This window comes from Serratia sp. 3ACOL1, assembly GCF_003668775.1.
In the GTDB taxonomy this organism is placed as follows: domain Bacteria; phylum Pseudomonadota; class Gammaproteobacteria; order Enterobacterales; family Enterobacteriaceae; genus Chania; species Chania fonticola.
Genome location: NZ_CP033055.1, coordinates 3963412 through 3984776, shown reverse-complemented (window position 1 = coordinate 3984776; position 21365 = coordinate 3963412). Strand labels below are relative to the sequence as shown.

The 21365-nt window shown below is 55.7% G+C and carries 16 protein-coding genes; 8 read left to right on the top strand and 8 right to left on the bottom strand.

From position 1 onward, the window contains the following. Positions 1-6 precede the first annotated feature (6 nt). The 3 genes from edd to iclR all read right to left on the bottom strand — a co-directional run bounded on the left by edd (position 7) and on the right by iclR (position 3517). On the bottom strand, positions 7-1821 hold the full coding sequence (edd, locus tag D9980_RS17950) for a phosphogluconate dehydratase (protein WP_121608029.1): 1815 nt from the start codon (positions 1819-1821) through the stop codon (positions 7-9). 65 nt (positions 1822-1886) lie between these two features. Beyond that, on the bottom strand, positions 1887-2426 hold the full coding sequence (gene gntK, locus D9980_RS17945) for a gluconokinase (protein WP_121608028.1): 540 nt from the start codon (positions 2424-2426) through the stop codon (positions 1887-1889). A 260-nt stretch (positions 2427-2686) separates the two neighbouring features. Next, a complete protein-coding gene (gene iclR / locus D9980_RS17940) occupies positions 2687-3517 on the bottom strand; it encodes a glyoxylate bypass operon transcriptional repressor IclR (protein WP_121608027.1) in 831 nt (276 codons plus the stop codon). Positions 3518-3792: 275 nt separating this feature from the next. Between iclR and metH the strand changes: the two genes are divergently transcribed. Both metH and D9980_RS17930 read left to right on the top strand, forming a co-directional pair. Continuing rightward, the gene (metH, locus tag D9980_RS17935; protein ID WP_024484006.1) at positions 3793-7473 is read left to right on the top strand and encodes a methionine synthase; all 3681 of its coding nucleotides are present in this window, start codon (positions 3793-3795) and stop codon (positions 7471-7473) included. Between the two features lie 37 nt (positions 7474-7510). Then, the gene (locus tag D9980_RS17930; protein ID WP_065684828.1) at positions 7511-8077 is read left to right on the top strand and encodes a glycerol-3-phosphate responsive antiterminator; all 567 of its coding nucleotides are present in this window, start codon (positions 7511-7513) and stop codon (positions 8075-8077) included. Positions 8078-8111: 34 nt separating this feature from the next. On the opposite strand, the gene D9980_RS17925 is transcribed toward D9980_RS17930, so the two are convergent. Further along, positions 8112-9560, bottom strand: coding sequence for an FGGY-family carbohydrate kinase (locus tag D9980_RS17925; protein WP_121608026.1), 1449 nt, complete (start codon positions 9558-9560; stop codon positions 8112-8114). 20 nt (positions 9561-9580) lie between these two features. Next, positions 9581-10861, bottom strand: coding sequence for a nitrate/nitrite transporter (locus D9980_RS17920; RefSeq protein WP_121608025.1), 1281 nt, complete (start codon positions 10859-10861; stop codon positions 9581-9583). Between the two features lie 464 nt (positions 10862-11325). Here D9980_RS17920 and D9980_RS17915 point away from each other — a divergent pair, with 464 nt between their 5' ends. The 5 genes from D9980_RS17915 to D9980_RS17895 all read left to right on the top strand — a co-directional run bounded on the left by D9980_RS17915 (position 11326) and on the right by D9980_RS17895 (position 16777). Further along, complete coding sequence (locus D9980_RS17915; RefSeq protein ID WP_121608024.1) at positions 11326-12111, top strand: SDR family oxidoreductase; 786 nt, start codon at positions 11326-11328, stop codon at positions 12109-12111. A gap of 70 nt (positions 12112-12181) precedes the next feature. Then, complete coding sequence (locus D9980_RS17910) at positions 12182-13636, top strand: FAD-binding oxidoreductase (protein ID WP_065684831.1); 1455 nt, start codon at positions 12182-12184, stop codon at positions 13634-13636. Positions 13637-13691: 55 nt separating this feature from the next. Further along, complete coding sequence (locus D9980_RS17905) at positions 13692-15026, top strand: MFS transporter (protein WP_121608023.1); 1335 nt, start codon at positions 13692-13694, stop codon at positions 15024-15026. A gap of 12 nt (positions 15027-15038) precedes the next feature. After that, a complete protein-coding gene (locus tag D9980_RS17900; protein ID WP_121608022.1) occupies positions 15039-15842 on the top strand; it encodes an electron transfer flavoprotein subunit beta/FixA family protein in 804 nt (267 codons plus the stop codon). Further along, positions 15839-16777, top strand: a complete 939-nt coding sequence (locus D9980_RS17895) for an electron transfer flavoprotein subunit alpha/FixB family protein (protein ID WP_121608021.1) — start codon at positions 15839-15841, stop codon at positions 16775-16777. The genes D9980_RS17900 and D9980_RS17895 overlap by 4 nt, the downstream gene beginning before the upstream one ends. On the opposite strand, the gene D9980_RS17890 is transcribed toward D9980_RS17895, so the two are convergent. Together D9980_RS17890 and D9980_RS17885 are read right to left on the bottom strand one after the other, a co-directional pair. Further along, entirely contained in the window at positions 16774-17046 is a 273-nt protein-coding gene (locus tag D9980_RS17890; RefSeq protein WP_059199039.1) for a 4Fe-4S dicluster domain-containing protein, read from the bottom strand. The genes D9980_RS17895 and D9980_RS17890 overlap by 4 nt on opposite strands. Beyond that, positions 17043-18296, bottom strand: a complete 1254-nt coding sequence (locus D9980_RS17885; RefSeq protein ID WP_121608020.1) for an FAD-dependent oxidoreductase — start codon at positions 18294-18296, stop codon at positions 17043-17045. The genes D9980_RS17890 and D9980_RS17885 overlap by 4 nt, the downstream gene beginning before the upstream one ends. Positions 18297-18616: 320 nt before the next feature. Between D9980_RS17885 and D9980_RS17880 the strand changes: the two genes are divergently transcribed. Further along, complete coding sequence (locus D9980_RS17880; protein ID WP_121608019.1) at positions 18617-20266, top strand: Na/Pi cotransporter family protein; 1650 nt, start codon at positions 18617-18619, stop codon at positions 20264-20266. An 86-nt stretch (positions 20267-20352) separates the two neighbouring features. Here D9980_RS17880 and panS read toward each other — a convergent pair whose 3' ends face one another. After that, complete coding sequence (gene panS, locus D9980_RS17875; protein ID WP_024483999.1) at positions 20353-21273, bottom strand: ketopantoate/pantoate/pantothenate transporter PanS; 921 nt, start codon at positions 21271-21273, stop codon at positions 20353-20355. Positions 21274-21365: the final 92 nt, after the last annotated feature.

The following is a 21365-nucleotide window of genomic DNA, read 5'->3' as shown; positions in this document are numbered from 1 at the left end:
TCAGGATTAAAACGTGATACAGCAGGCGCCCTGTTCGGCCCCGGAAAGCTGGCTGCGTAACGCGCCAAACAGTTCACGGCCACAGCCGTTCCTTTCACCGCTCAGATCGGGGTGATAGGGAGTGCGCTGGGCCAGTTCTGCTTCGGCGACCAGCAGTTGCAGCTCGCCGGTGCGGCCATTCACCCGGATCATATCGCCGCTTTGTACTTTGGCCAGCATACCGCCAGTGTAGGCCTCTGGGGTGACATGGATCGCCGAAGGAACCTTGCCGGAAGCGCCGGACAGACGGCCATCGGTCACCAACGCGACCTTGAAGCCGCGATCCATCAATACCCCAAGCGGTGGCATCAGCTTATGCAGTTCAGGCATGCCATTGGCCTGTGGCCCCTGGAAACGCACGACCACTACGCAGTCCCGATCCAGCTTGCCTGCTTCGAAGGCAGGGACGATATCGTGCTGGCTTTCGAATACGATCGCCGGGGCTTCGATAATCTGATTTTCGGCAGGCACCGCCGACGTCTTCATCACCGCACGGCCCAGATTACCGGCCAGCACCTTGGTTCCGCCATGGTGCTCGAACGGTTTGGCTATGCTGGCAATCACGTTCGCGTCCAGCGAACTTGCTGCCCCGTCGCGCCAGGCCAACTGGCCATTGTCCAGCCAAGGTTCCTGGGTGTAACGCTCCAGGCCGAAACCGGCGACGGTATGCACATCCTGATGCAACAGGCCGTTGTTCAGCAGCTCGCGCACGACCAATTGCACACCGCCCGCCGCTTGGAACTGATTGATATCCGCCGGGCCGTTGGGGTAGATGCGGCACAGCAGTGGCACCGAATCGGAAAGCTCAGAGAAGTCATCCCAGTTGATGATGATGCCTGCTGCGCGAGCCATGGCCACCATATGCATCGTCAGGTTGGTCGATCCCCCGGTGGCCAGAAGCGATACGATGCCGTTAACCACCACTTTTTCATCCACCAATTGGCCTATCGGCAGGTAATTACCGGCGGTTTCTGTCAGGCGGGTGATTTGGCGAGCGGCAGCATCATTGAGCGCATCGCGCAGCGGCGTGTCTGGATGAATGAAAGAGGCGCCGGGCAGATGCAGGCCCATCACCTCCATCACCATCTGGTTGGTGTTGGCCGTGCCGTAGAAGGTACAGGTGCCAACGCCGTGGTAAGAGGCCGCTTCGGCTTCCAGCAGCGCGTGGCGATCGGCCTTGCCCTCGGCATACAGCTGGCGCACACGTACTTTCTCTTTATTTGGCAGGCCGCTGCTCATCGGCCCGGCAGGCACAAATACGGCAGGCAAATGGCCGAAGGACAGGGCAGACATCACCAACCCTGGCACAATCTTGTCGCAGATACCCAGGAACAATGCGCCGTCGAACATGTTATGGGACAGACCGATAGCTGCGGACATGGCTATCACATCGCGGCTCATCAACGACAGCTCCATACCGTCCTGCCCCTGAGTCACACCATCGCACATTGCTGGCACACCACCTGCGACCTGGCCAACGGCACCAACGCTGTGCAACGCCTGTTTCAGCCGCTGTGGGTAGCTTTCATAAGGCTGGTGGGCGGAGAGCATATCGTTGTAGGCAGTGATGATGGCGATATCGCTGCGCACCATGTTTTTCAGGGCGGCTTTATCGTCGGGCTTGCAGGCGGCAAAGCCGTGGGCCAGGTTGCCACAGGCTAGCTGCGAGCGGTGTACCGTCTGCGTACGGGCTTCATTAATGCGCGCCAGATAGGCAGCTCGGCTCTCTTTTGAACGTTCAATGATGCGTTGTGTTACACGTGCCAGGGTGCTGTTAATCATACCATCCTCACAATGCAGCCCTAATGCGCGCGGCGAGGGCCAGTTATGTTGTTCAGAACATCTCGTTATGCACAGGCTTCTTGCGGCAGAAAGCTCTGGATATGCCGCACAGTGTCGGCAATCACCGCATCCAGCGGCTGATCGATATCGATGGCCTGGACGTCAACTTCATCTTGGCCCGGCTGCTCCAGCGTGGCGAACTGGGTGACCAGCATTTGGGGTTTGAAGAAATGCCCCTTGCGGGCAGCCAGCCGAGCTTCGATCACTGGGAAGTCGCCGTGCAAATAGATGAATGACAGATTGTCGTTACCGGCACGCAGCCGATCGCGATAATGTTTTTTCAGCGCAGAGCAGACGATGATCGAGACCGCATTGGTACGCTGCATGGCGAAAGCGGCGTCGTTCAGGGCGGCCAACCAGGGTGCGCGATCGTCGTCATTGAGCGGTTCGCCTGAGGCCATTTTCTGGATATTGCAGCGAGGATGGAGAAAGTCACCGTCCAGGAAGTTGGCTGATAGCTGTTGGGCAACAGCATTGGCGACGGCAGACTTGCCGCTGCCGGAAACGCCCATAATGACGTAAACACGATTCTGATTATTGGTCATGGTTTGGTTCCCCCACCTGCGAGCCATAGTCTGTTGCGGCTAGATTATTTAACTGCCGATTGTTACCGGTAACATGTTATCGGTAACATTGTCGAGGGAAGCGCCAAAGGTTGCAATCGGCTTTCGGTGGCAAGATCGCTAATTGTGATCGAATTCATACTTTTCACCGGCAGCGAAACAAAGTCTCTACAGCGCGATACAGAAAAATAACAGCGGGGATTTGCTCATGACCTAGGGCGCCAAATGCAGCGCCCGTCTAATCACCGTACGCCGCCGTACTCCAGGCTGATTTCTTTTGCCGCATGGATCACCAGCGCACCGAGTTCCGTCACGCGATCGTCGGTAATGCGCGATACCGGGCCGGAGATGGAGATGGCGGCAAAGGCTTCGCGGTGCTCATCAAAGATGCAGGCGGCCAGGCAGCGTAGGCCAAGGGCATGCTCTTCATCGTCGAACGAGAATCCCTGCTTGCGGATCACCGCCAACCCTTCTTTCAGGTTATGTGGCGTTAGCGTATGCGGGGTATAGGTGTGCATGCCTTTTTTATGCAGCAGCCTAGTCACTTCGTCATCCTGCATGGTGGCCAGAAAGGCTTTGCCCGCACCAGAAGCATGCATCGGCAGCTTGCCGCCAATCGGGGCCGACATGCGCATCAACGCGGTGCATTGCACCTGATCGATAATCACCGCCTGATCCTCGGCTTTGTCCATCACCGCCAGATTGACCGTTTCCCCCGACTCTTCCATCAGGCGGCGCAGCGTTGGGTGCACCATCGCCAGCAGGTTACGGCTTTGCAGGAAGCTACTGCCCACCACAAACGCATGTGCCCCCATGGTCCATAGGCCAAGATCGCCTACCTGACGGACAAACCCCTGCTGTTGCATGGTCGTCAGCAGACGGTGGGTAGTAGAGTTGGGCAACCCGGCCTGCTGGGCCAGATCGGTCAGTGCCACGTTACCTTGCGCTTCGGCAATATATTCCAATAGTTTCAGACCACGAGTCAGTGACTGGACCTGGCCGGTCGCCGTGCTGGTGGCGGGCGCGGCGGCGCGGGGTTTTTTACCGCGTTTGGCGGGAACGGGAGTGGCCATGATTCACCTTATGCTTTCCGTATGATGGAATTCATTTTCGTTTTTTGAGTATGAATTGCAAGTTGCTTCTCCGCTCATCGGATCTGTTGCTCGGCGAACCTGAAAAACTCTCAATACCCGCTCGCAACTTTGCCGCCATAACCTGTGCTAGGATGTCAGACCCTCCATCTTTCAAGTTGCAGGATGCATGACGGGCGCAGTGTGCCGCGCCGCTACAACATTGGGATGTGGGGTAATAAGTCGTCGGGCGGATAATCGGGTGTGAAGGGGCTACAGTGATAAATCGAGTGGAACAACTGCGTCAGCAGCTATCGCAGCGTATTTTAGTGTTGGACGGCGGTATGGGCACCATGATCCAGAGCTATCGGCTGGAGGAGGCAGACTACCGCGGTGAGCGTTTTGCCGATTGGCAAAGCGATCTGAAAGGCAATAACGACCTGCTGGTGTTAAGCAAGCCGGAGGTGATCACTGCGATCCACAACGGTTACCTGGAGGCGGGGGCCGACATCCTCGAAACCAACACCTTCAACTCGACCACTATCGCGATGGCCGACTACCATATGGAGTCGCTGTCCGCCGAAATTAACTACCAGGCCGCTTTGCTGGCTCGTGCTTGTGCTGATGAATGGACGGCGCGCACCCCGGAAAAACCGCGCTATGTCGCTGGTGTACTGGGCCCAACCAACCGTACCGCCTCTATCTCCCCTGACGTTAACGATCCGGCCTTCCGTAATGTCTCTTTTGACCAGTTGGTAGAGGCCTACCGCGAATCAACCCGCGCGCTGGTGGAAGGGGGGGCCGATCTGATCATGATCGAAACCATCTTCGATACCCTGAATGCCAAAGCGGCGGCCTTTGCGGTCGAAACCGAATTTGAAGCGCTGGGCGTGACCTTACCGATCATGATTTCCGGCACCATCACCGACGCCTCTGGTCGCACCCTTTCCGGCCAGACTACCGAAGCGTTCTACAACTCGCTGCGTCACGTTAAACCGCTGACCTTTGGCCTGAACTGTGCGCTTGGCCCGGATGAGTTACGCCAATACGTGGCGGAATTGTCTCGCATCTCTGAAAGCTATGTGACCGCCCACCCGAACGCCGGTTTGCCCAATGCCTTTGGTGAATACGATCTCGATGCCGAAGAGATGGCCAAACAGGTGGGCGAATGGGCGCACGCTGGTTTCCTCAATATTATCGGTGGCTGCTGTGGCACCACTCCGGCGCATATTGCCGCGATGGCTAAAGCGGTCGAGGGCGTACCGCCCCGGCAGTTGCCAGAGTTACCGGTGGCTTGCCGCTTGTCCGGCCTGGAACCGCTGAATATTGATGCCAAATCGCTGTTCGTCAACGTGGGTGAGCGTACTAACGTTACCGGCTCGGCCCGTTTCAAGCGGCTGATTAAAGAAGAAAAGTATAACGAGGCGCTGGCCGTGGCCCGCCAACAGGTGGAGAGCGGTGCCCAAATCATCGACATCAACATGGATGAAGGGATGCTCGACGCCGAAGCGGCGATGGTGCGTTTCCTCAGCCTGATCGCCGGTGAGCCGGACATAGCCCGCGTCCCGATCATGATCGACTCCTCTAAATGGAGCGTTATCGAAAAGGGCCTGAAATGCATTCAGGGTAAAGGCATCGTCAACTCAATCTCGATGAAAGAGGGCGAAGAAGCCTTTATCCACCATGCCAAACTGGTGCGCCGCTACGGTGCCGCCGTGGTGGTGATGGCCTTCGATGAAGTTGGCCAAGCGGATACCCGCCAACGCAAATTTGAGATTTGCCGCCGTGCTTACCAGATCCTGACCGAACGTGTGGGTTTTCCGCCGGAAGACATCATCTTTGACCCGAACATTTTTGCCGTCGCAACCGGTATCGAAGAGCATAACAACTATGCCGTCGACTTTATCGAAGCCTGCGCCGACATTAAAACCCACCTGCCGCACGCGATGATCTCCGGCGGCGTGTCCAACGTCTCCTTCTCGTTCCGTGGCAACGATCCGGTGCGTGAAGCGATCCACGCGGTGTTCCTGTATCACGCCATTCGCAATGGTATGGATATGGGGATCGTCAACGCCGGACAGTTGGCGATCTATGACGATCTCAGCACCGAACTGCGTGAAGCCGTTGAGGATGTGGTGCTCAACCGCCGTCAGGACGGCACCGAGCGCCTGCTGGAACTGGCGGAGAAATACCGGGGCAGCAAAGACAATGAAGTGGCGGTGCAGCAGGCCGAATGGCGCGGCTGGCCGGTAGTGAAACGCCTGGAGTATTCGCTGGTAAAAGGTATTACCGAATTTATTGAGTTAGACACCGAAGAAGCGCGCCAGCAGGCGGATCGCCCGATCGAAGTGATCGAAGGGCCGCTGATGGCCGGCATGAACGTGGTCGGTGACCTGTTCGGCGAGGGTAAAATGTTTCTGCCGCAGGTGGTGAAATCGGCCCGCGTGATGAAGCAGGCTGTGGCCTATCTCGAACCTTACATTGAGGCCAGCAAACAGAAAGGCACCACCGCCGGGAAAATTCTGCTGGCGACGGTGAAGGGCGACGTGCACGACATCGGCAAAAACATCGTCGGCGTGGTGCTGCAATGTAACAACTACGAAATTATCGATCTTGGCGTGATGGTGCCGACGGACAAAATCCTGAAAACCGCCCGCGAACAGAACGTGGATATTATCGGTCTGTCTGGCCTGATCACCCCGTCACTGGACGAAATGGTGAACGTGGCAAAAGAGATGGAGCGCCAAGGCTTTACTCTGCCGCTGCTGATCGGCGGGGCTACCACCTCCAAAGCCCATACCGCAGTGAAGATTGAGCAGAACTACAGCGGCTCGACTACCTACGTGCAGAACGCCTCGCGTACCGTTGGCGTGGTTGCGGCGCTGCTGTCAGACACCCAGCGGGACGAGTTTGTCGCCCGCACTCGCAAAGAATACGAAACCGTGCGTATCCAACACGGGCGTAAAAAGCCGCGTACACCGCCGGTCAGCCTGCAACAGGCGCGGGATAACGCTATGGTGCTGGATTGGGAAAACTACCAGCCACCGGTACCGAACAAGTTGGGGGTGTTCCCGGTTGAGGCCAGCATTAACACGCTGCGCCACTATATCGACTGGACGCCGTTCTTTATGACCTGGTCGCTGGCGGGCAAGTATCCGCGCATTCTGGAGGATGAAGTGGTAGGGGAAGAGGCCAAGCGCCTGTTCCAGGATGCCAACGAAATGCTGGATATGCTGGCCGCTACTGGCACCCTCAACCCGCGTGGCGTCTATGGCCTGTTCCCGGCTAACCGCGTTGGGGATGATGTGGAAGTCTATCGGGATGAAAGCCGTGAAGAGGTGCTGGTGGTCAGCCGCCATCTGCGTCAGCAAACCGAAAAGACGGATTTCCCGAACTACTGTCTGGCCGACTTTGTGGCCCCGAAAAGCAGCGGCAAAGCCGACTATTTTGGCGCATTCGCGGTCACGGGTGGGTTGGAAGAAGATGCTTTGGCGGCGGCCTATGATGCCAAGCATGACGACTACAACAAGATCATGGTCAAAGCGTTATCCGATCGTCTGGCAGAGGCCTTTGCCGAATACCTGCACGAGCAGGTGCGCAAGCTGCATTGGGGCTTTGCCGCCGATGAAAATCTGAGTAACGAAGAGCTGATCCGTGAGAATTATCAAGGCATTCGCCCGGCCCCCGGCTATCCTGCTTGCCCAGAACATACCGAAAAAGCGGAGATCTGGCAGTTGCTGGACGTTAACCGCCATACCGGCATGGAACTGACAGAATCCTTCGCCATGTGGCCTGGAGCGGCGGTATCCGGCTGGTATTTCAGCCATCCGCAGAGCAAGTACTTTGCCGTGGCACAAATCCAGCGCGATCAGGTCGAAGACTACGCGCAGCGTAAGGGGATGAAGATCAGTGACGTAGAGCGCTGGCTGGCCCCGAATCTGGGATACGATGCGGACTAATTTGCAGCCAGCAGGCTGAAAGAGACAGGGGAACAACGTGTCTATCGAAGAACTGTTAAAGCTGCATCCGGTGATTGCAGCGGTCAAAGATAATGAAAGCCTGCAGATCGCGGTCAAGTCGGACTGCCAGATCATCTCTGTGCTGTACGGCAACATCTGCAATATTGGCCGCATCGTGCAGCAGGTGAAGGACGCGGGCAAATATGCTTTTGTGCATGTTGATTTGCTGGAAGGCAGCTCCAACAAGGAGATCGTGATTAATTTCCTGAAAATTGTCACGGCGGCGGATGGCATTATCAGCACCAAAGCCTCGATGGTGAAGGCGGCGCGTCAGCAAGGTTTCTACACCATTCATCGGCTGTTTATCATGGACTCGATCTCCTTCCACAATATCGACAAACAGGTGGCGCAATCGACGCCGGACTGCATCGAAATCCTGCCGGGTTGCATGCCTAAGGTGCTCGGTTGGGTGGCAGAAAAGATCGACTTGCCGATCATTGCCGGTGGCTTGGTGTGTGATGAGGATGATGCGCAGACCGCACTAAATGCCGGGGCCATCGCCGTTGCCACCACCAATCACGACGTATGGAAGTTGAAATTGTAAGGGTAAGGGCACCGAATGCGGTGCCCTCTGCTTTTTAGTCGACCAACGGACTGAGTGCCTGTAGCAGCGGGTCCAGATGTTGGTTTACCTGTTGATATACTTGCTGATTCAACTGATTGTAGAACCGATGGTTAGCCATATTCGGTGCAAAACTGTCCCCCATTCGTACCAGTTTCTGCGCGGCCTGCTCGTAATCGCTAAAGACATTCACCGCCATTCCGGCGTTGATGGCACAGCCCACCGCTGCCGAACCTTTCATCACGTTACGGCTGGAGGGGATGCCAAACACGTCGGCAAAGATCTGCATAAACAGATCGCTGTTGGCCCCGCCGCCGGAAATAATCAGGTGCTTGAACGGGGTTTTCAGCTCCAGCGCCATTTTGTCCATATGGTTTTTCATGGTGAAGGCGATGCCCTCCAGTACCGAACGGTACATATGGGCACGAGTATGGCGACCATCGAAGCCAATCATGGCTCCTTTACGGAATTCTGCTTCAGACGGTGGTGCCCAGTCGTGGACGGTGATCAGTCCTTCACAACCCGCTGGAACGCGTTCTGCTTCCTGATTCAGTAACTCCTCAATGCTGGTTCCGGCGTCATGGGCATCAGACAGTGCGGCCGCGCCAAACTGATCGCGGAACCAACTGATGGTCCACATGCCACGGCGCACGCCCATGCACTCATACAGGTAACGCCCTGGGATCGAAGCCTGGAACGGCCAGAAGTTTTGCGCGTCCTTCACGTTGGCATGGCCGTGTACCATGGCACCGATATAGGTACCGAGGGAGATCAGCGCGACGCCTTCATCCAGTGAACCGGCTCCCAGCGCTTCTACCGCTTTGTCATGTGCGGTAGCCACCACCGGAATACCTGCGGGTATGCCAAGCTGCTGCGCCACCTGCTGGGTGATGTGGCCGAGGATTTCACCGGGTTTCACCACGTCCAGCACCATGTCGCGCGTCAGATTGCAGCTTTGCCAGGCGGCGGGATCGGTACTCCAGTCGAGGCTGTCATTGTCCATCGGCCACCAACCGATGTAGTTGGCGCAGGTGTCTTTGAACTCACCGGTCAGGCGATGGGTGATGTAACCCGAGGTGGTCGTTACATAACGCACGCCCTGATAGGCATCGATATATTCGTAGGGCTTGTTCAGGCGCTTATCCATCCAGTTAATCACCGGATAGGCCAACTCACCGTTGTCCTTCAGCAGCACCCGGCAGCAGCGGACGATGCAAATGCCCATAGCCAGAATGTCCTGCGGCTTGCCACCACGTTCGCCAAAACGCTGCATGGCGCGGCGGAAAGCCACCTTAAGCGAATCCCATAGATCGTCGTCCGGGTGTTCTGCCAGCAGCGGGGCTGGGATATCCATCTTGCGTAACTGCTGTTTCCCTTCGCAAATTGCGTTGCCGTCTAGATCAAAAATCACCACTTTGGCGCTCTGGGTGCCCACGTCCACACCCATCAGGTACTTGCTCTTCATGTCGCAACTCCTTGAGATAATTATTCGGTGACCGGCTGTGTTGTTGTGTTTTTGGCGCCGGCGCGCTTGATGTTGTTAAACAGCAGGAAGGTGAACACCACGACCAGGCAGGTTGCCCCTAACCCCATCAGCCACATATTGTGATAAGCCTCGGCGGCGGGCAGGGTATCCTGCCAATGGCCGATAACCGGGTAAACAAACACGTCGGGCAGGAAGCCAATCACCGAGCAGATCCCCACGGTAGTACCCATAATGTATTTTGGCGTTCTGGCTTCGCCGATACAGGCAAAGTACAGACCACGTGACGCGTAGCAGGTGAAGGCCAGCAATAGGATCAGGCCAATCCCCACGGCGACCGAGGTCGGGTTCTGGTTGGTGACCAACAGTACGGCCAGGGTGGCCAAGCTGACTAACGCCAGTAACTGAATAGCTCGCGTGGGTGATTTCAGCCGGGTGTAAGTGGTGATGATCCCACCGAGTGGCCCGCACATGGCCCGGAAGATTTTGTTGATCACAATCCCCATATAGCTGGCGGCGACCAGGGTCATACCGTACATTTCGGTCAGGTAGTTGGTGGAGTAGCTGAGGATGGCGTAGATGGTATAGACGCCAAAGATAATCATGCTGCAATACCATGTGGTGCTGATTTTGAGCACCGAGAGAATATCCCCCAGGCTGAATTTATGCGGTTTTTCGCTCTCGTCACTGGTGACAAAGCCGTCTGTGACAAAGAACCAGCAGAGAATGCCCAACAGGATATATACGCCGCTGTAGATCAGGATCACTGCTTTCAGGCTGTTGGGGTTTTCCGGAGCAAACAGCGAGAAGATCCACATGGTGAATACGGCCAGGGCCATCACACCCACGCCGCGTAGCCCCTCCATCCAACCCATGATTTTGCCCTGCTCTTCATGGTTGCCGAGCAGCGAGGCCGCCTTGATCGAGACCGACCATAACAGCAGGATGGTGGTGATAGCGAAGGCGACCTGGATCAGGATCATCACCCAGAACGGCGGATAGACCGCCATCAGCAACCCCAGCAGGCCGGTGGCGATCATCGCGAAGGTCATCATCTTTCTATGAGAGAACTTATCGGCAATGATCCCGCTAGGGGCATACAGAATAATAGCGGTAATACCGAAGGTGCTCATAATCAAGCCGATCTCGGTATTGGAGAATCCCATAAACTTGGCCATCGGGATTTGGTAAATATAACGCAGATAGGCGAGATCGAAACTTACTCCGCCGCTGATACTTATTATTGCCAGCGTTAACCAACGGTGGGAATTATTTTTTTCCATGGTGAAGTTCCGCATAAATACACCCATTAATGGTTAATGTTTGGTATGTTCCCCGTCTTTTAACCGTTATTGAGTACATCGCGTTAAACAAAAAAAGAGAAAAGCAAGCTTCCCGCAGTGCAGGAAGTTACTTTTCTCTTCGTCTCTTTCAGTAACTACGGTAATAAATAGCACGGCAACCTATAATTCATCTGTGAGAGTTATCACAAAACCGAAGTAGGGAACATTAGGTGGGTTCTGATTGTGTAGTAATTCACCGGGTCACTGCGAAATAAATAAGTTTTAATATCAATCCGACCTGGCAAGAAATGAAACTGTGATAGGCGTCACGGAATAGCCTTGACCCTATGTGTTACTTTTTTTGCCAGTTACTAGAGATGAAGAGAAAAGTAACTTCTCTGCCAAGCGCAGGGAGGTTGCTTTTCTCTTTTTTTTGCGTTTTTTCCAGACCAAGGGGCAAAATCATGTCAATAAACGCGTTAAATGAGTTCTCGTTAGATTTTTTCTCGCTAAAAGGTAAAACCGCCATCGTCACCGGTGGTAACAGCGGTCTGGGGCAGGCATTTGCCATGGCGTTGGCCAAAGCCGGTGCCAACCTGTTCATTCCAAGCTTTATCATGGATAAGGGCCAAACCCGCGAAATGATCGAGCAGCAAGGGGTGAAGGTTGAGTTTATGCAGGTGGACATTACTGAGAAAGGCGCGCCTGCCAGAGTGATAGTCCAGTGTCTGGAGACCTTCGGCTCGGTGGACATCCTGGTGAACAACGCCGGTATCTGTAAGCTGAATAAGGTACTGGATTTCGGCCGCGAAGATTGGGATCCGATGATCGATATCAACCTGACCGCTGCCTTTGAATTGAGCTATGAAGCGGCAAAAATCATGATCCCGAAAAAACAGGGGAAAATAATTAATATCTGTTCCCTGTTCTCTTATCTGGGCGGCCAATGGTCACCGGCTTATTCGGCCACTAAACATGCGTTGGCGGGTTTTACCAAGGCCTATTGCGATGAATTAGGGCAATACAATATTCAGGTTAATGGTATTGCGCCAGGCTATTATGCGACAGATATTACGGTCGAAACGCGTAAAAACCCAGAAACCAATAAGCGCGTTCTTGACCATATTCCGGCTAATCGTTGGGGTGAAACGCAGGATCTGATGGGCGCGATGGTATTTTTAGCCAGTCGAGCCTCTGATTATGTTAATGGTCATTTGTTGGTTGTCGATGGCGGTTATTTGGTTCGCTAAATTAATGGGTGGTTCCTTTTAATTTTACTTAAGCCGATTTTATCTATTCTTAATTTAGGAAGGGTTATTTATGTCTCTGTCCCGTGAAGAAATTGTCGTTCAGTTAAAAGAACTTGTTGGCCCAGAGCGGGTGATTACCGACGAAAAAGTGCTGCAGAAAAACAGCGTAGACCGTTTCCGCAAATATGCCGATATTCATGGTGTGTTTACCCAGCCGCTTCCTGCCGCCGTGGTGAAATTGGCCGACACCCAGCAGGTGTCTGATGTGCTGGCGTTCATGAATAAGCACGGCATCACTGGCGTACCGCGCACCGGGGCTTCGGCCACCGAAGGTGGGCTGGAAACGGTAGTGAAGAATTCCGTGGTGCTGGATGGCTCGGGAATGAATAAGGTCATCAACATTGATATCCGTAATATGCAGGCCACGGCTCAGTGCGGCGTACCGCTGGAGGTGCTGGAGAATCAATTGCGTGCCCAGGGTTATACGACCGGCCACTCTCCGCAATCCAAACCGTTGGCCCAGATGGGTGGCCTGGTGGCAACACGTAGTATCGGCCAGTTCTCTACGCTGTACGGCGCGATCGAAGACATGGTGGTTGGGCTGGAAGCGGTGTTCCCGAACGGCAACATCACCCGGATTAAAAACGTGCCACGCCGTGCCGCCGGGCCGGATATCCGCCACGTGATTATCGGTAACGAAGGGGCGCTGTGTTTTATCACCGAAGTGACGGTGAAAATCTTCAAATATATGCCGGAAAACAACCTGTTCTACGGTTACATCCTCGATAACATGCCAACCGGTTTCGACATCCTGCGGGAAGTGATGGTCGAAGGCTATCGCCCTTCCATTGCCCGCTTGTATGACGCAGAGGACGGGACCCAGCATTTTACCCACTTTGCCGAAGGCAAATGCGTGCTGATCTTTATGGCCGAAGGGGCTAAAGGGATCGCGCAGGCGACCGGCGCGGGGATTGATGAGATCGTTAAACGCTATCCGGAATGTAAAAAGGTCGACAGCAAGCTGATTGAAAGCTGGTTCAACAATTTGAACTGGGGCCCGGAAAAAGTGGCGGCAGAACGTGTACAGATAATGAAGACCAACAATATGGGCTTCACTACCGAGGTTTCCGGCGACTGGGGTTGTATCAATGCGATTTACGAGAATGTGATCCGCCGCATCCGTGATGAGTTCCCACATGCCGGTGATATCACTATGCTGGGCGGCCACTCGTCACACAGCTACATCAACGGCACCAACATGTACTTTGTGTACGACTACAACGTGGTGGACTGCAAGCCGGAAGAAGAGATCGACAAGTATCACAATCCACTGAATAAAATCATTGTGGAGGAGACCATCAAGCAGGGCGGTTCGATGGTGCATCACCACGGCATCGGTAAACACCGTGTGCACTGGACCAAGGATGAACACGGCAGTGCCTACTATATCCTCAAGGCGCTGAAAGAGGTGTACGACCCGAATGGCATCATGAATACCGGCACCATTTATCCGATTGAAAAATAACAATCCTGTCTGGCCCGGCTTGCCGGGCCTTTCGCACAGTAATTGGGGGGTAACGATGAAAACACGGCTGCCTCGGCAAGTGCGCATGGATGATATTCCGCTTAACGCCTTTCACTGCAAAATGGCGGGGCTGACCTTTGGCGCACATCTCACCGATGGCTATGTACTGGGAGTGATAGGCTTTGCGCTGGCCCAGCTCAAGCCGCAGATGGGGCTGACGCCGTTTTGGGAAGGAATGATCGGTAGCTCGGCACTGATTGGCCTGTTCCTTGGCAGCCTGGTATTGGGTTGGGTTTCCGACCATATTGGCCGTCAGAAAATTTTCAGCTTCAGTTTTGTCATCATCACGTTGGCTTCCGTGATGCAATTTTTCGCCACTACGCCGGAACAGCTGTTCTGGCTACGGGTATTGGTAGGGATCGGGCTAGGTGGCGATTACGCCGTAGGCCATACCATGTTGGCCGAGTTTGCTCCGCGTAAGCATCGCGGCATCCTGCTGGGATCCTTTAGCGTGATCTGGACGTTAGGCTACGTTGCCGCCGGATTTGCTGGCCATTTCCTTGCCGATCTGGGGCCGGAGTCCTGGCGCTGGTTGTTGGCGTCAAGCGCCGTGCCTGCGTTATTGATTATGTTATTACGCATTGGTACGCCAGAGTCGCCACGTTGGTTGATGCGCAAAGGGCGGATCGCCGAGGCTCATCTGGTAGTGCTGCGCTGTTTTGGCCCGCAGGTGATCCTCAATGATGAAATCCCGGTTGAAACCGCACGCCATATGCACACCTTATTTTCACCACGTTACTGGCGGCGTACCGCGTTCAACAGCCTGTTCTTTGTCTGCCTGGTGATCCCTTATTTCGCCATCTATACCTTCCTGCCCTCGATCCTGACCACTCTGGGGCAGAGCCAAAGCTTCGCCACCGATCTGCTGCTCAATGGCTTGCTGATGGTGGGGGCGGTGATGGGAATTGCCCTTACCCAATGGTTGCCGCGCCGTCGCTTCCTGATTGGCTCGTTCTGGATCCTGGCTGCCAGCTTGGGGGCTTTGGCCTTTGTGTCGCCGGGGCAGGGGATGATGCTGTTGCTGTTTGCCATCTTTACACTGACGATTTCGGCGGTCAGTAATCTGGTTGGGGTGTTCCCGGCGGAAAGTTTCCCAACCGATATTCGTTCACTGGGGGTGGGTTTTGCCACTTCAATGAGCCGGCTCGGCTCGGCCATCGGCACCGCTTTGCTGCCGCTGTCGATGCTTTCGTTGGGGCTGCAAGGCACCATGCTGATCCTGACCGGCGTATTGGTACTGGGGGCGGTGGTCTCAATCATGTGGGCACCGGAAACCAAGGATATGACGTTGGTGGGTGCCTCCTCGGTAAAGCCGTTAATCGCCCACTGACAGGAGAAACGGATGAACCTGCTGTTGGCGATTAAGGTCGCACCGGATCTGGGCATGTTGGCACAAAGCGATTGGCAACCCGATGAGCGGTTGCAGATTGATACCCGCTTTGCCCGACGTCTGTTAAGCGGCTATGACGAAAGCGCGGCGGAAATGGTGTTGATGCTGCGTGATGAGAGGGAACTTAACCTGAGCGTCGTGACGGTGGCCGATGCTATGGCTGAACCGGCACTGAAGCAACTGATGGCGCTGGAATATCAGCAGGCGGTACGCATTGAACCGCCTGCTGAGTGGGATCTGCGTTTTAACCCTGCAACGGTTGCCGCCCTGCTAGCGACCTATCAGCAGCGTGTGGGTTTCCAGCAGGTGATTGTCATGGGGGCACAAAGCCTGGAGGGGCAAAATAGCCAAACGCCCTTGCTGTTGGCAGAACGCCTCGGCTGGCCCTGTATCACCGGCGTTTGCCAATTAGCTGCGGCAGAAGAAGTGGGGACCTTACGGGTTACTCGGCAGACCGCTTACGGGGAGGAGGTGATGACGGTGATGTCTCCTTTGGTGCTGGTGGTGGGGAACTCGCAACAGGCAAGTGCGTTACGCGTTCCCACGTTAAAGCAGAAGCTGGCGGCGGGTAAACGGCAGATTCAACGTCTGTCACCCACCGACCTGGCAATAGCGGAACAACCTGCCAGTGATGTGCAATTGTGTGGCTTAAGCTATGTGGAGCATCGTCGCGCCGGGACAGTGATTGAGGGGGACAGCGTGGAGCAGAAAGTGCAGCGGTTATGCCGGGATTATCTTGGTGAAAGGTGGCGATGATGAATATTGCACTGATCTTGGATGCGGATGCCCCCAACTTTCCTACGCAAGCCAGTCAGATTAATCAGTTCTTGCGGCTGAGCGAGCTTACTGCAGAGAGCATGGAGCTCTGGCTATTCAGCGATGAGGTGCCGCAGAGTTTGCCACGTCTGGACGGTGAGGTGACACAAATACGTTGGGTTAGCGCTCCCCGGCTGGCAGAGACGCGATTAGCGGTATTGGAGCAGATGCGGCAAGCTTTCACACCCCGATTACTGCTGTTTGCTGGAGATGAAGGCGGCGAGTTGGCCACGCGACTGGCCTGCCGAATGGGCGGTTCTGCCTGTTGTGCGGTAGAACAGGCACAAATTAACGGCAGCGAATGCCGGGTAACCAAAGCCGTCTATGGCAACCATCTCACCGCCGAGCTGGCGATGATGCGGGAGCCTTGGTGCCTGGGCGTGGCCCGCAGCGGAGCGGTAAGCATGGAAATACTGCCAGGTCCGGTGGCAGCCGAGCGCTTTGAACCAGCCAATATACCCGATGCCGAGTGGATACTGGCTTCGGTGTGTTCACCGCAACCCGTAGCGTCACCGCTGAGCCAGGCGCGCTACGTGCTGGCCATCGGGGAAGGGGTTGGCAGTGCCCAGCAGGTTGTCCAGATGCAACAGTTAGCTACCAACATGGGCGCAGAGTTGGCCGCCAGTAGGCCGGTAGTGATGAACGCCTGGTGCGAGATGGATCGCTTGCTGGGCATGTCCGGCGCCATCATTGCCCCTGAGGTGTGTATCGCCGCTGGGGTTTCTGGTGCTCCGGCGTTTGCCATCGGTATTCGCCATAGCAAGCTGATTGTGGCGATCAACCAGGATCCGCAGGCGGCTATTTTTGCCCAAGCCGACGTAGGGATTGTGGATGACATGCACGAGGTGTTAGAGGCTCTGGCCCACGCCCTTTAACCGAAGCGGAACTCAATCCCGTTGCCTGCCTGCGGATAGCGCCAACGGGTAATGGTTTCTTCCCCACACAGCAGGCGGCAGGTGCCGCATTCCAGGCAACCCTGTACGTCGAAACGCAGGCTGCCGTCCGGCTGGAACTGGTACAGCCCAGCGGGGCAGGCGATCACCAAACGCATCAGCATCGTCCGATCCTGTGCATCGGCCAGGATGATGTGTGGATTGGCGTGATCCCCCTGATAATGGTTGTGGCTGAGATCGGGCTGGTTCATAGGCTGCGCATTCCATTGACGGTATCTTTCAGTAATTGCTTCAGGCCGATGCGGCGCGCGTGGCGCCATAGTAGCTTGCGCAACGGTGTGGGGGCATTTCCATTGACCTCAAACATCTCTTGCAGCACGTCGGCTGCCAACTGCGGGTAACGGCTAAACCAATGGGGCGATTGCAACATCATCTCCGGCAGGCGGCGATACTGCTGGATCAGCGCCCAGAGCGAACTTTGCTGTAACCGCAGGGGATAATGCTGCAACTCTTGCCCGGCAATCAAGGTTTCCGCTGCAGCCTGCGCCGATAGCATCGCCAGATCCATACCCCGCACGGTATGCCCGGTATTAATACATAACCGCGCGGCATCGCCGACCAGCAGATAGCCAGGGCCAAACAGCGGTGGCATGCTTTCCGCTCCCCCTTCGGGGATCAGATGGGCGCTGTACTCCCGTAACTCGGTATTTTTCAGCAATGGCCGCACGGCAGGGTGCTGTTTGAATTGTTGCAGCATCTGCGGCAGGGCGATTTTACTCTCGGTGAGGCTGGAAAGATTACATACTACGCCGAGCGACAGGCTATCGCGGTTGGTATACAGGAAACCCCCGCCGATTTTCCCCTGCGTGGGCTGGCCAGCGAACAGCCAGGCGCAACCTTGGTTATCCTCCAATGCGAAACGATCTTCCAACCGTTCGCGCGGCAGTGCCAACACCTCTTTCACGCCGATTGCCATCGTTGCTGCTGGTGGCATTGGCTGCAATCCGGCATGCTCGCCAAGCAGCGTATTGGCCCCTTCTGCGAGGATCACCGTATTGGCGTATAACGCTTCACCTGCCGTCATAACGCCGACCACCCGGCCTTGCTGTACTATCAGCTCATCGACCAGGGCACCAGTCAGGCATTGTGCACCGGCGGCCTCCGCCTGCGCCATCAGCCAGGGATCGAAACGAGCGCGCAGCAGGCTGTAGGAACAGGGCAAGGTATGGTGATAATCCAACGTCACCGCGCTATTGCCGCTCACCATTGAGAGTCTTTCCTGGGTGATATGGCGTTCCAGAGGGGCGGTAGCGGCAAAATTCGGCAGCAGATTGGCCAAGACATGGGTGTATAACCTGCCACCGCTAACGTTTTTACTGCCCGCCTGAGTACCCCGTTCCAGTAACAAAGTATTGATGCCCGCGCGTGCCAACAACAGCGCCGCGGTGCAGCCCGCAACGCCGCCGCCAACGATAATGGCTGCAAAACCAGGGTGTTCCATCAGCTCTGTTTACCAAGGGTTGAAGTGTGACGATTAGAATAACACTCGTGTGCCAGAGTTCATTGATATTGCACAGTTTTTGCGCGTCCGTGGCCGATTTTCGCCCGAGGGAAGCCAAATTAGGCTACAATTGGAAACTGTTATATTCCGGGTAGTTGCATGATTTCGCTGTCGCATTGATTGATAATGCGTGGTGCGCTCTCCCTCTAGAGTATTCCTTCTTGATAGCAATAAGCGATTTGCCGCTGTCCTGCTTAACTGGCGTCTGGCAGGCGGGATAGCCTGTGGTGCCTGCCGGGCGTCAATGGAGCGAGCCTTCCGTGTTGACCCTTCTTAATCTACTTTCCGCCATTGCCATGCTGGTGTGGGGAACCCATATCGTCCGGACCGGCATCATGCGGGTCTATGGTGCCAATCTGCGCCAGGTTCTGAGCAGCAGCATAGAGAAAAAGCCGCTGGCCTTTGTGGCTGGCATCGGCGTAACCGCGTTGGTACAAAGCAGTAATGCGACGGCGTTACTGGTTTCTTCTTTTGTGGCGCAAGGGCTGGTGGGCCTTGGGCCTGCGCTGGTGATTATGCTGGGGGCCGATGTTGGCACGGCGATCATGGCGCGGGTGCTGACGTTCAATCTCTCCTGGCTTTCGCCACTGCTGATTTTTGTCGGCGTGATTTTATTCCTCAGCCGCAAGCAAACCCGCGTAGGCCAGATGGGGCGCGTCGCCATTGGTCTTGGCCTGATTGTATTGGCGCTGGAATTGATTGTGGCCGCCGCGACGCCGATCACTCAGGGCTATGGCGTTAAAGTGATCTTCTCGTCGCTGACCGGCGATGTGATGCTCGATGCGCTGATCGGTGCCCTGTTTGCCATTATCAGCTATTCCAGCCTGGCCGCTGTGCTGTTGACCGCGACGTTGACCGCCTCGGGAGTGATTTCTCTACAGGTGGCGCTGTGCCTGGTGATCGGTGCCAACCTGGGCAGCGGCCTGTTGGTGATGTTGAACACCAGCGGCCAGAATGCCGCAGGCCGTCGCGTGGCGTTGGGGAGCCTGTTGTTCAAACTGTTGGGTAGTGCGCTGGTGCTGCCGTTTGTTTCCCTGATTGCACACGGTATTGAGCGGCTGCCTGGTAATACAGAAGAGCTGGTGATCTATTTTCACATGTTCTACAACCTGGTGCGTTGTCTGCTACAGGTGCCGTTGTCAGGGCCGATGGCGCGCCTGTGCGAAACGTGGATCGTCGATGCTCCTACAGAAGATCCCCGTTTGCGGCCACGCCACCTCGACGTCAGCGCCCTGGATACGCCAAGTTTGGCCCTGGCCAATGCGGCACGGGAAACCCTGCGGATGGGGGATGTGATAGAGCATATGATGGTCCTGCACCATGAGGTATTGCATGGTAAGCGCATCCAGGCCAAAGAAGTTCGCCGTCTGGATGATGACGTTCACGTGTTGTACACCGCCATCAAACTTTACCTGGCGCAGATCCAGAGGGAAGACCTGGGAGAGGCGGATTCGCGCCGTTGGGCGGAGATCATCGAAATGGCCCTCAACCTGGAGCAGGCTGGCGATATCATCGAACGTATGGCTAGTGATGTGGCGGATCAATCGCATGGTGCGCGCAGTTCGTTCTCCGCCGAAGGTCTGGCCGAACTGGACCAATTGCATGAAAAGTTGACTGACAATCTGCGCCTTAGCCTGTCGGTATTTCTCTCCGGTGATATCACCAGCGCCAAGCGGTTACGCCGTTCCAAGCACCGTTTCCGCATTCTGGATCGTCGTTATGCCCATGCGCACGTCGATCGCCTGCATCAGCAAAACGTGCAAAGTATCGAAACCAGCTCGCTGCATCTGGCGCTGTTGGGGGATATGAAGCGGCTTAACTCGTTGTTCTGCGCGGTGGCTTATAACGCGCTGGATCAAGATGAGAAAGACGACGACCGCGATTGGGAGGAAAGTCCTAGAACGCCGTAATGAATGAAGGGCCGCTGGCGGCCCTCAGATTGATGATGAATGGGTTGGCGTCGCAAATGCTGCGCCCCTTGTGAGCCTGTTTGCTATTAATCCACTTTCTTGATCGGGCGGCCAGACCAGTAGCCTGCCAGCAGAGAACCGGACAGGTTGTGCCATACCGAGAACAGTGCACCCGGCAGCGCGGCCAGCGGTGAGAAGTAAATCTTGCCCAGCGTTGCCGCCAGCCCAGAGTTTTGCATACCGACTTCAATAGCCAGCGTACGGCAGGTAGATTCGTCGAAGCCGAGCATTTTTCCTCCCCAGTAGCCCCCGAGTAGCCCGATGCCGTTATGCAGGATCACCGCGATGATCACTACAAATCCTACCGAGGCAATATGGCTCTGGCTACCTGCAACCACCGCACTGATGATCGCCACAATACACACCATCGACAGGGCTGGCAGATAAGGCTCAACACGTTTGACGGTTTTGGTGAAGCTGTGGTGGACGATCAGGCCCAGCCCTATCGGGATCACCACGATCTGCAGAATGCTGAATAACATCCCCATGATATCTACGCTGATTTCGGCATCAACATACAGGCGTGTCAGCAGTGGGGTGGCAAAAACGCCCACCAGCGTAGAGACGGCTGAAATGGTCACTGACAGGGCGACATCGCCTTTAGCCAGATAGATCATCACGTTGGAAGCGGTGCCGCTGGCTACGCTGCCAACGAGTACCATACCGGCGGAGAGATCCGGCGGCATACGGAACAGCATTGCCAGTAGCCAGGCGGCCAGCGGCATAATCAGGTAATGCAGGAAGATCCCCGCTGCTACCGGGCCGGGGCGCGACAGCACGCGTTTGAAGTCATCTAGGCGCAGGGTGACGCCCATGGCAAACATGATCAGCATCAGCAGCGTGCTGACGTAAGGGCTGATGCCGGTAAAGGTCGACGGGGTGTAGTAGGCCGCAATGGAGAGCAACACGGCCCATAATGGGAATAAACGTGTGATTTTTGCCAGCATGAGAGAGGTTATCCTTTGCCAAGATTGAACGTTAAGGTGATGGTGTGTGTTGTGGTGGGCCCAGTTTGCTGAGCCTCTAGATTCAGTTAAGG

Bases quoted from the DNA above. Each gene is read 5' to 3' on its own strand.
- D9980_RS17900 (WP_121608022.1), top strand. From the start codon at position 15,039: ATGAACCTGCTGTTGGCGATTAAGGTCGCACCGGATCTGGGCATGTTG.
- D9980_RS17885 (WP_121608020.1), bottom strand. From the start codon at position 18,296: ATGGAACACCCTGGTTTTGCAGCCATTATCGTTGGCGGCGGCGTTGCG.
- iclR (WP_121608027.1), bottom strand. From the start codon at position 3,517: ATGGCCACTCCCGTTCCCGCCAAACGCGGTAAAAAACCCCGCGCCGCC.
- D9980_RS17890 (WP_059199039.1), bottom strand. From the start codon at position 17,046: ATGAACCAGCCCGATCTCAGCCACAACCATTATCAGGGGGATCACGCC.
- panS (WP_024483999.1), bottom strand. From the start codon at position 21,273: ATGCTGGCAAAAATCACACGTTTATTCCCATTATGGGCCGTGTTGCTC.
- edd (WP_121608029.1), bottom strand. From the start codon at position 1,821: ATGATTAACAGCACCCTGGCACGTGTAACACAACGCATCATTGAACGT.
- D9980_RS17895 (WP_121608021.1), top strand. From the start codon at position 15,839: ATGATGAATATTGCACTGATCTTGGATGCGGATGCCCCCAACTTTCCT.
- D9980_RS17910 (WP_065684831.1), top strand. From the start codon at position 12,182: ATGTCTCTGTCCCGTGAAGAAATTGTCGTTCAGTTAAAAGAACTTGTT.
- D9980_RS17905 (WP_121608023.1), top strand. From the start codon at position 13,692: ATGAAAACACGGCTGCCTCGGCAAGTGCGCATGGATGATATTCCGCTT.
- gntK (WP_121608028.1), bottom strand. From the start codon at position 2,426: ATGACCAATAATCAGAATCGTGTTTACGTCATTATGGGCGTTTCCGGC.
- D9980_RS17915 (WP_121608024.1), top strand. From the start codon at position 11,326: ATGTCAATAAACGCGTTAAATGAGTTCTCGTTAGATTTTTTCTCGCTA.
- D9980_RS17925 (WP_121608026.1), bottom strand. From the start codon at position 9,560: ATGAAGAGCAAGTACCTGATGGGTGTGGACGTGGGCACCCAGAGCGCC.
- D9980_RS17920 (WP_121608025.1), bottom strand. From the start codon at position 10,861: ATGGAAAAAAATAATTCCCACCGTTGGTTAACGCTGGCAATAATAAGT.